We start from the raw sequence: 8,302 nt of genomic DNA, 5'->3' as shown, positions 1-8,302 counted from the left end.
ACGCCTTGGGTGCACCGGAAGCAGCGGTTCCAGCCGCTCCCACAGCTGATCGGTCAGGACCTCCTCACGCATACCAACATTCTGGAAAGCTCTGCCTGTCAGGCAAGACGACACGCCGACTCATTCTGAACTGCCCCCTAAGCGGTCTTGCCCAGCTCTCCGGCTTCGTCGGCCGCTTCGGCGATCAGAGATCCGCCGGCTGTCTCGTAGCGGCTCGCGAACAGGGTCGGGTGCGCCGACCGGATGCCCTCGACCACGAGTTCGTACGGGAAGTCGTCAAAGTCGCCGTAGTCGTGCAGGAACTCCATGTACCTGCGGCCCTTGCTGTCGTACGGGTGCGACATGCTGTCCGCCGTGCCGTCGAACTCGAGGGGGGTGATGCCGTACAGCCGGCACAGCAGCTTGTTGAACACCGGCGTGGCGCGGACCCACTTGCCGTCCAGGTACACCGAGTTCAGCGCGTGGAAGCGGAACACGTCCCCGCCCACCAGCTCGCGCAGCCTCGGGGAGGCCAGGTGGTTGCGGACATCCGTCAGCGCGATGCGGCTCGGGACGCCCGCCGCTCGGCAGACCGCCGCGTACACGATCGACTTGTGCACGCAGAAACCCCGGCCCCGGCTGATGATCGCGCTGGCCTTGAGGCCGGTGCGGCTCAGTGCCGCGCCGTAGACCTCGTAGTGCAGCTTGTCGCGGACCGCGTAGTACAGCGCGACCGCCTTCTCGGTCTGGGTGCGCTCGGCTTCGCCGAGCGCCTGCTCGACGAACTCCCGCACGACCGGGTGGTGGTAGTCGAGGAACTGCGTTACCCCGAGCAGGTCTTGCGGGGGCGTCTCGGCCGCCATGTCGTCCTTCTTCCGGTTTCCGGCGCTGTCAGCGCACTCCGAGCATTCTGGCGACCTTGTCCCGCTGGACCTCCGACGTGCCCGAGTAGATCGTGCCGCCGGTGGCGTCGCGCAGTTCCTTCTCGATCCCGAACTCGCTGAGGTAGCCGCGACCGCCGAAGATCTGCACGGCGTTGGTCGCGGACCGGACGTTGGCCTCGCTGGCCAGCACCTTCGCCATGGCCACGTCGACCATCACGTCCTCGCCGGCCTCGAACCGCCGCGCGGTGTCGTAGAACCAGTTGCGGGTGGTCTCCAGGTCGATCTTCATTTCCACGATCTTGGCCGCGATCAGCTGGCAGGACGCGATCGGCGCCCCGAACTGCTTGCGGGTCTTCGCGTAGTCGATGCTCTGCTCCAGGCGGAACTCCATGGCGCCCAGGCTGATCGCGAAGGACAGGAGCACCTCCCACTTCATCACGTAGTCGAGCAGCAGGAAGCCCTTGCCCCGGCGGCCGACCATGTTCGCCGCCGGCACCACGCAGTCGGTGAACGTCAGGTTCCCCAGTGGCGACGTGCGCAGGCCCATCTTGTCGACCGGCGGGCCGGCCTCGAACCCCGGCGTGCCCCGCTCGACGGCGAACACGCTGATGCCGAGCGGGCCGGTGCCCGGCGACGTCCGGGCGTACACCAGGACGACGTCGGCGACGGGGCCGTTGGTGATGAAGGACTTCCGGCCGTTGATGACGTAGTCGTCGCCGCGGCGCTCCGCCGTGGTCTGCATGGCGGCCGCGTCGGAGCCACCGTGCGGCTCGGTGATCGCGTGCGCGCAGATCACCGAGCCGTCGACCACCCGCGGCAGGAACCGGTCCTTGACCTCCTGGCTCCCGAAGCGCTGGATCGGCACGCCGGTGCTGACCAGCTGGGTCGAGATGGAGAAGTTCAGCCCGCCGTCGCGGCAGTGGTAACCGAGGCCTTCCAGGGCGTGCATGGTGGTCGGCAGGTCGTGCCCGCCGCCACCGTGCTCGGGGCCGAAGGGCAGGCCGAACAGCCCCGACGCGCCGATCTCCGGCCAGAGCCCGCCGGCGAACTCCGCCTCGCGGTCGCGCCGGAGGTGGTCGGCGCCCCACGCCCGGAAGAGCTCGGTGTAGCCGTCCCGCAGCGCCTGCTGCTTGTCGGTCCACTGCTGCATCGGGGGAGCTCCGGGTCAGTAGTTGGAGTACTCGGACTCGAGGTCGTGCGATTCGTCGCCGATCAGGGCCGGCGTGAACACGCAGACCAGCACCATGTCCTCGTGCGGCGACGCGATCAGGTGGTGCGGGTCGTGCTTGTCGAGGGCGTAGATCGTGCCGACCTCGATGACGTGCTCGTCACCCGCGGAGTCGATGACCTTGCCGCTGCCGCCGATGCAGTAACACGCCTCGAGGTGGTTCCGGTACTCCAGCGCCGAGTCGCTGCCGGCCCGTACGACGGTGTGGGTGACGGTGTAGCCCATGCCGTCGCGCAGCGTGAGGAAGCGGTGGCTCAGGCCGTTGCCCCACTCGACGCCTTCGGTCTCGGAAAGTTTACGGATGATCACGGTTCAGGCCGCCTTTCCGAGATAGTCCACATCGGACCGACCGGCCGCCGAATGCAGCTCGACGAACCGGGTGATCGAGGTGAGGGAGGTGAAGTCCTGCTCGACGAGCTCGACCTCTTCCATCGGGATCTCGAACGTGGCCTCCAGCCAGGTGACCACGCGCAGCAGGCCCAGGCTGTCGATCACGCCGTTGGCGCGCAGGTCGTAGTCGTCCTCCAGCTCCTCGGGGCCGACGCCCGGCAGGAACTCGTCGAGGACGTACTGCTTGATCCGGTCGGAACAGCTCATGTCAGCTCCCGTTCAACAGGTCTCGGATGACGGCTTTGCGGTCGGTCTTGCCCGTCGACGTCGTGGGCAGCGGGTCGTCGACCACGCGGATCGTGGTGGGCAGCGCCGCCCGCACCAGCCGCTGACGGCAGAACTGCCGCAGCGCGAGCACCCCGAGCGGCTCGGTCGTGTCGCGGCGGACGACCGCGTGGATGACGAGCCCCGCGACGTCGTCGGGCACCGCGACCACCGCCGCGCCGGCGATCCGCTCGTGGCCGAGCAGGACCTGCTCGATCTCCTCGAGGTTGACCCGCACGCCGCGGACCTTGACCTGGGAGTCGTTGCGCCCCACGAGGGTGAACACGCCGTCGGCGTCGCGGTGGACGAGGTCACCCGACCGGAAGTAGACCCGGCCGTCGGCGCGTTCGACGAACTTGTCCGCGCCACCGCCGACGGCGTACCCGGCCGTCTGGAACGGCGTCGACACGAACAGCTCACCGGTGGCCGGGCCGTCGACGACCACGCCGTCGGCGTCGAGCACCAGCGCCTCGACGCCGGGCAGCGGACGGCCGATCGGCAGCGGGCCCGCGGCGGTCAGATCGCCGGTGATCTCGTGGATGAAACTGTCGTTGGTCTCGGTGGCGCCGTAGATGTTGTAGTACCGGGCGTTCGGGAACAGCCGCGGCAGCTCCGGCAGCAGCTTCGCCGGCATCTTGTCACCCGTCACGATCACGTGCCTCACCGTCTCGAACGGCTCGCCGTCGTAGGCGTCGGCCAAGAGCCGGTAGAGCATCGGGACGGACTGGACGACCTCGACGGACTCGGCGCGGATCAGCTCCGCGAGGTGCTTGCCGTTGGTCGCCCGCTCGGGCTCGACCAGCACCGTCGTACCGCCGGCCTTGAACGTCGCGCGCACGTCGAGCAGGCACAGGTCGAAGTTGAACGGCGCGTAGTTCAGCACCACGGTGCCCGGCCGGAGGCGGAACTTCGTGACCGCCCACTCGGTGAACCGTTCCACCGCCTGAAAACTCAGCGGCACCACCTTCGGCAGCCCGGTGGAGCCGGACGTCGTGAAGATGAACGACGTCGCGTCGGGGCTGACGTCGGGACCGGTGATGCCGTCGAGCCCGGCGAGGTCGCCGTCCGGCGGGACGGCGGTGGTGTCGATCTTGTGCACCCGCAGCCCACCGACGTCCGCGCCGGGCTCCGTGGTCAGCACGTCGGTGCAGTCCGCCTTCTCCAGCAGCTCTACCAGCGCCGTCGCACCGAGCTCGGTGGAGGGCAGCATGAACGGGCGGCGCGCGAGCAGGCAGGCGACGATCAGCGCGACGGTGCGCGGTGTCTTCGCGGCGTGCAGCGCGACGCGGGCGTCGGACGGCAGCTGCAGCGCCGTGAGCGCGTTGTAGGCCGACATCGTCATGGCGCACAGTTCGGCGTTCGACACCCGGTCGCCGCCCATGACCAGCGCGGCCGACTCCGGCCGGTTGCGGGCGAACTCGGCCAGACAGCCGAGCAGCGAACGCGAGTACGGCACAATGGTCTCCAACCCAGCCGGGCGCGCGGCGACCACCGTCACGCGCCAACCAGTCACCCCAGCTCCCCCACGGGGAGTCCACTTAGAACTCCGGCGGCGCCCGGCCCGGGCACCGCGTGGACACCACCGTAGCTTCGCGCCGGAGTGACTGGCTTCTCGCGCAGTGCGGCTCCGCTCGGCCCGGTGAAGTCCCGTGTAGACCGTCTGACCAGGAGTCCCGCCGCCCACGTCGAAGAGCAGTTCCGGGCGTTGCCGACGGTTTCCGTCGCGTCCCGGGATCACGGTTACCGATCAGGGTGCGGTCTTATCCCTCTTCTTCCCAACGCAGCATGGCCGGCATCGTCGCCAGCGTGACCAGTGCCGACAGCACGCCACCCACGATCCAGGGCGCGATCAGGCCGAATTCCTTCGCGATGAAGCCACCGCACAACGCGCCGAGCGGGATGGCGCCGAACGTCAGCATGCGGCTGGCGCTGGTCACCCGGCCCATCAGCGAGTCGGGGATCAGCCGCTGCCGCGCCGAGAGCGCCACGACGCTCCACAGGGAGATCGCGATCGAGAACGCGGTGAACAGCAGCACGACGGTCACCGGGTCCCGGCCCACCGTGCCGATGGCGATCCACGCCACCGGGCAGACGACCTGCGCGCCGATCGCCACCTGGCGGGCGCCGAACCACCGCACGACGCGCCCGCTGAGCAGGCCGCCGATGACACCGCCGATCGCCATGGCCCCGAGCAGGAGGCCGAAGCCCTGGTCGCCGAGGTGCAGCACCTGGCTGGAGAACAGCACCAGCACCGACAGCGCCATCCACTCGCAGAAGTTGCCGGCGCCGGCGCTCAGCGTGAGCACGCGTGGCAGGCGGTGCCGGACCAGCCAGCGCAGGCCCTCGCCGATCTCGTGTGCCATCGACCGCCGGCCGTCGCCCACCGGCGGGCCGACCCGCCGCATGCGGGAGATCAGCAGCACGGAGACGCCGAACGTCACGGCGTTGAGCCAGAACGGCAGTGGCACGGCGAACGCGAACAACGCACCGCCGATGGGTGGGCCCAGGAACTGCTTCGACACCGTCTGCGTCGTGATGAGCCGGCCGTTGGCCGCCTCGAGGTGCTCCCGGCCCACGACCGTCGGCACGAAGGCCTGGCTCGACGCGGTGAACAGCACCTCGGCCGCGCCGATGCCGAACGCCAGCAGGTACAGCATCCACAGCTCGGTCAGCCCGGTCGTGACGATGACGGCGATCAGGGCCACCAGGGCCATCTGCACCAGCTGCGCGCCGTTCATCAGCAGGCGGCGGTCGTGCCGGTCGACCACGACGCCGGCCACCAGCGCCAGCAGCCACGGCACGGTGCCCGCGGTGGCCACCCCCGCGATCAGCTGCGGGTCGTCGCTCAGCGACTTGGCCATCAGGGGCAGCGCGGCCAGCAGCACCCCGTCACCGAGCGTCGCGATCAGGCTCGCCGACCAGAGGAGGTGGAACTGACCGGGCAGCCTCGTCTTCGGACCGGGCCGAGGAGCCGTCTGCGTCATGAGGTCTCCCTGGTGTGGAAGACGCCCGCGGAACGGACGCTTCCGTTGGTGGTGAGCCCGATGACCGCGCTGCGCTCGATCGGCGCGACCCGGGCGTGGATGCCCGCGAAACCCGTTGGCGTGTAGTAGAACCCGTACACGGCGTGCCACGGCAGCTGCTCGCCGGTCGTCTCGTCGACGACGAGCTCGGTCCGGGGCACCACCCGGCGCTGGACGATGGCGGTCGTCGACGCCGACGCGCGGAGCGCCTCGTCCCACTCGTCTTCCGGCGTCTCCCAGCCGGGAACGACCCCGTGCCCGCCGAACAGGCCGGCGGGCTTGAGGATCAGCCGCTCCCGTTCCGCGCGGCACCGGTCGAGCAGGTCGGGGTCCGCCCGCAGCGACGGCTCGCTGAGCAGGCGCGTCCACGGGATCACCCGGTCGATCAGCGCCCGCTCCCCCGCCGAGAACGCGGCCGGGTCGTGGTCGGACAGCAGGGCCAGGCACCCCTTCTCAACGAAGAGGTTGGTCTCCAACGGAGTCCAGAGCACCACGTCGCCGGTCTCGTGCATCTTGAAGATCCGCTCGGCCAGCGCGAGCGCGTCCGGGTCGTCGACGATCTGGTCGGTGTCGAAGCACCGGTAGACGACGTCGACCCGGTCACCCTCGATGGACAACCGGCCGTCACGCACGCTGAGGTCGCCCAGCTCCCCCAGGTGGCAACGGATCCCGCAACCGCGAAGCGCGTCGCGCACCGGTTGCCACGCGCCGTTCAGCTCGGCGAGCGCGCCGGGTCCTTCGACCAGCGCGACGACCGGGTCGCCGCCGGCGAGCCGGCGCAGCTCACGCGCGAGCTCCGCCGGGCTGTAGGTGTAGTCGAGCCCGTGCTCCTCGGCGAACGCGGCGAACGCCCGGTCCCGCAGGAAGGCCCGCGGCACCTCGCCGCTGCGGTCCCAGCCGCCGTGGTCGCTGCCGATGCCGAACTCCAGCAGGCGGTAGGCATCGCCGTCGTGGTAGACGTCCGCGCGCCCGACCGAGGGCGGGGTCACCCCGAGCCGCCGCATGAGCGCGCCGCGCTCGCCGTCCACGCCGACGGCGGCGCCGAACCGTTCGAGGTCACCGTCGAACAGCCGCTCCGGCAGGCTGAGCAGCAGTCCGAGCAAGCCGTGCAGATCGTCGCCGAACGCCCGCATCTCGGCCCCGTCGACGAACAGCGGACGGTTGAGGAACTCTCCACCCCAGGCGGCCAGTGAGGCCGCGTTCCGCACCTGGGCCACGGCCTGCCCGAGCCGGGAACCCGGCTCGGCCGCGGCCGTCAGGTACGCACGAGTCGCGCGCTCCCATCGCATCCGGACATTATTGTCCACCGGGCACGATGCCGGTTCTCCCACGGTGCTCGATCACGGCCGGAGAAACGGTGCCCAGGCGTGCTCGTCGAGCGCGTCCGCCGTCACCGGAATGGCCTTCAACTTGGCGTAGCCGCCGGTGTTGTGCGCGCGGATCGCCTCGCCGGCGTCGGCGAGCACGCTGTCCTCGGTGAGGTCGACCAGCCACAGTGGACGGAGCCGCGCGCCGCGGATCGCCTTGGCGTCCTCGGCGTCCACCCCCGCGTGCAGCCACCGGATGCCGAGCTCGGCGGCGCACTGGATCTGCGCGTAGTAGCAGAGGGAGAAGTACTCGCGGCCGCCGACGAGCCGGTCGTAGTCGAGTCCGACCCACCGCAGGAAGGCCGTGTCCTGCCAGACGTAGTAGAGGCAGAACCCGACCAGCGCACCGTCCGAGCGGTACAAGAGCACGGTGCGTGCGGCGCCCCCCATCCGGACCGCGTGGTTGCGCAGCGACTTCAGCTCGATCTCGGGTGTGGTGTGGTGCCCGTACTTCCGTTGGGTCGCACTGGCGATCTCCCCCAGCCGCTCCCAGCACTCCGTCAGGAGCGTCTGTTCGACGCGGTAGCCGGCGCCCCGGAACTCGCGAACGTCGCGGCGCACCATCTTGCGCCGGTTCTTCGACAGCCCGGCCTCCCACGCCGACCAGTCGCTGTCCGGCACCTCGATCCACGCGTCCGCCTTGAGCAGGACCGGCGTCGTGGTGACGCCGGCACGACGCAACGCGAGCACGTCGTCCGTGGTGACGTACATGGCGACGCAGGGTTTTCCGCCGGCCGCCGTCCTCAGCTGGGCCACGACGTCGGCCACCTCGTCCGGGCTCGCCGTGGCCGCGCCGAGGAAGTGGGTCTGGTAGCCCTCGCGCGGGCCGACGAGAACGCCGTCGCCGTCCGGCGCCGGAAGACCGGCGGCGGCCAGCCTGTCGTGCCAGCGGTAGGAACCGAAGAGCGTCTCGCTCGTCCGCGCGTAAGGCACCGCGCACACCGGCTCGCCGTCGCGGTAGCCGACCGCCGCGGCGCTCTCCCCGCCGAAGTCGGCGGTGCAGAAGCCGAGCCAGTCGGCGGAGGAATAGAACCGAGACCCGGCGAAGGCGTCCCATCTCGCCGTGTCCAGACCGGCTAATCGCTGGTCGACGTCCGTGTCAATGCTCATAGCGCACTATCCCGGCAGCGCGGCGAAGGAGACTTCTCCTCCGTTGCCGATCCGGAA

8 protein-coding genes are annotated in these 8,302 nt (G+C 70.2%); all 8 read right to left on the bottom strand.

Going from position 1 to position 8,302, the window contains the following annotated elements; all coding sequences use genetic code 11:
• Positions 1 to 137: 137 nt before the first annotated feature.
• Positions 138 to 842 (bottom strand): transglutaminase family protein, encoded by a 705-nt coding sequence (locus ACGFMK_RS18265; protein WP_392764127.1) that lies wholly within the window; start codon positions 840 to 842, stop codon positions 138 to 140.
• A 28-nt stretch (positions 843 to 870) separates the two neighbouring features.
• The gene (locus ACGFMK_RS18260) at positions 871 to 2,013 is read right to left on the bottom strand and encodes an acyl-CoA dehydrogenase family protein (RefSeq protein WP_392764124.1); all 1,143 of its coding nucleotides are present in this window, start codon (positions 2,011 to 2,013) and stop codon (positions 871 to 873) included.
• Positions 2,014 to 2,028: 15 nt separating this feature from the next.
• Positions 2,029 to 2,400 carry an ectoine synthase gene (locus ACGFMK_RS18255; protein ID WP_392764121.1) on the bottom strand — a complete coding sequence of 124 codons (372 nt, stop codon included), beginning with the start codon at positions 2,398 to 2,400 and terminating at the stop codon, positions 2,029 to 2,031.
• Between the two features lie 3 nt (positions 2,401 to 2,403).
• Positions 2,404 to 2,688 carry a phosphopantetheine-binding protein gene (locus ACGFMK_RS18250; protein ID WP_392764118.1) on the bottom strand — a complete coding sequence of 95 codons (285 nt, stop codon included), beginning with the start codon at positions 2,686 to 2,688 and terminating at the stop codon, positions 2,404 to 2,406.
• A 1-nt stretch (position 2,689) separates the two neighbouring features.
• The gene (locus ACGFMK_RS18245; protein ID WP_392764115.1) at positions 2,690 to 4,258 is read right to left on the bottom strand and encodes an AMP-binding protein; all 1,569 of its coding nucleotides are present in this window, start codon (positions 4,256 to 4,258) and stop codon (positions 2,690 to 2,692) included.
• A gap of 247 nt (positions 4,259 to 4,505) precedes the next feature.
• Positions 4,506 to 5,729, bottom strand: a complete 1,224-nt coding sequence (locus ACGFMK_RS18240) for an MFS transporter (protein WP_392764112.1) — start codon at positions 5,727 to 5,729, stop codon at positions 4,506 to 4,508.
• On the bottom strand, positions 5,726 to 7,057 hold the full coding sequence (locus tag ACGFMK_RS18235; protein ID WP_392764109.1) for a hypothetical protein: 1,332 nt from the start codon (positions 7,055 to 7,057) through the stop codon (positions 5,726 to 5,728). The genes ACGFMK_RS18240 and ACGFMK_RS18235 overlap by 4 nt, the downstream gene beginning before the upstream one ends.
• 51 nt (positions 7,058 to 7,108) lie before the next feature.
• Entirely contained in the window at positions 7,109 to 8,245 is a 1,137-nt protein-coding gene (locus ACGFMK_RS18230) for a GNAT family N-acetyltransferase (RefSeq protein ID WP_392764107.1), read from the bottom strand.
• Positions 8,246 to 8,302 lie beyond the last annotated feature (57 nt).

Source organism: Amycolatopsis sp. NPDC049252, from assembly GCF_043197175.1.
GTDB lineage: Bacteria > Actinomycetota > Actinomycetes > Mycobacteriales > Pseudonocardiaceae > Amycolatopsis.
This window is presented reverse-complemented; position numbering and strand designations above follow the sequence as displayed.

Bases quoted from the DNA above. Each gene is read 5' to 3' on its own strand.
- ACGFMK_RS18265 (WP_392764127.1), bottom strand. From the start codon at position 842: ATGGCGGCCGAGACGCCCCCGCAAGACCTGCTCGGGGTAACGCAGTTC.
- ACGFMK_RS18260 (WP_392764124.1), bottom strand. From the start codon at position 2,013: ATGCAGCAGTGGACCGACAAGCAGCAGGCGCTGCGGGACGGCTACACC.
- ACGFMK_RS18250 (WP_392764118.1), bottom strand. From the start codon at position 2,688: ATGAGCTGTTCCGACCGGATCAAGCAGTACGTCCTCGACGAGTTCCTG.
- ACGFMK_RS18240 (WP_392764112.1), bottom strand. From the start codon at position 5,729: ATGACGCAGACGGCTCCTCGGCCCGGTCCGAAGACGAGGCTGCCCGGT.
- ACGFMK_RS18235 (WP_392764109.1), bottom strand. From the start codon at position 7,057: ATGCGATGGGAGCGCGCGACTCGTGCGTACCTGACGGCCGCGGCCGAG.
- ACGFMK_RS18230 (WP_392764107.1), bottom strand. From the start codon at position 8,245: ATGAGCATTGACACGGACGTCGACCAGCGATTAGCCGGTCTGGACACG.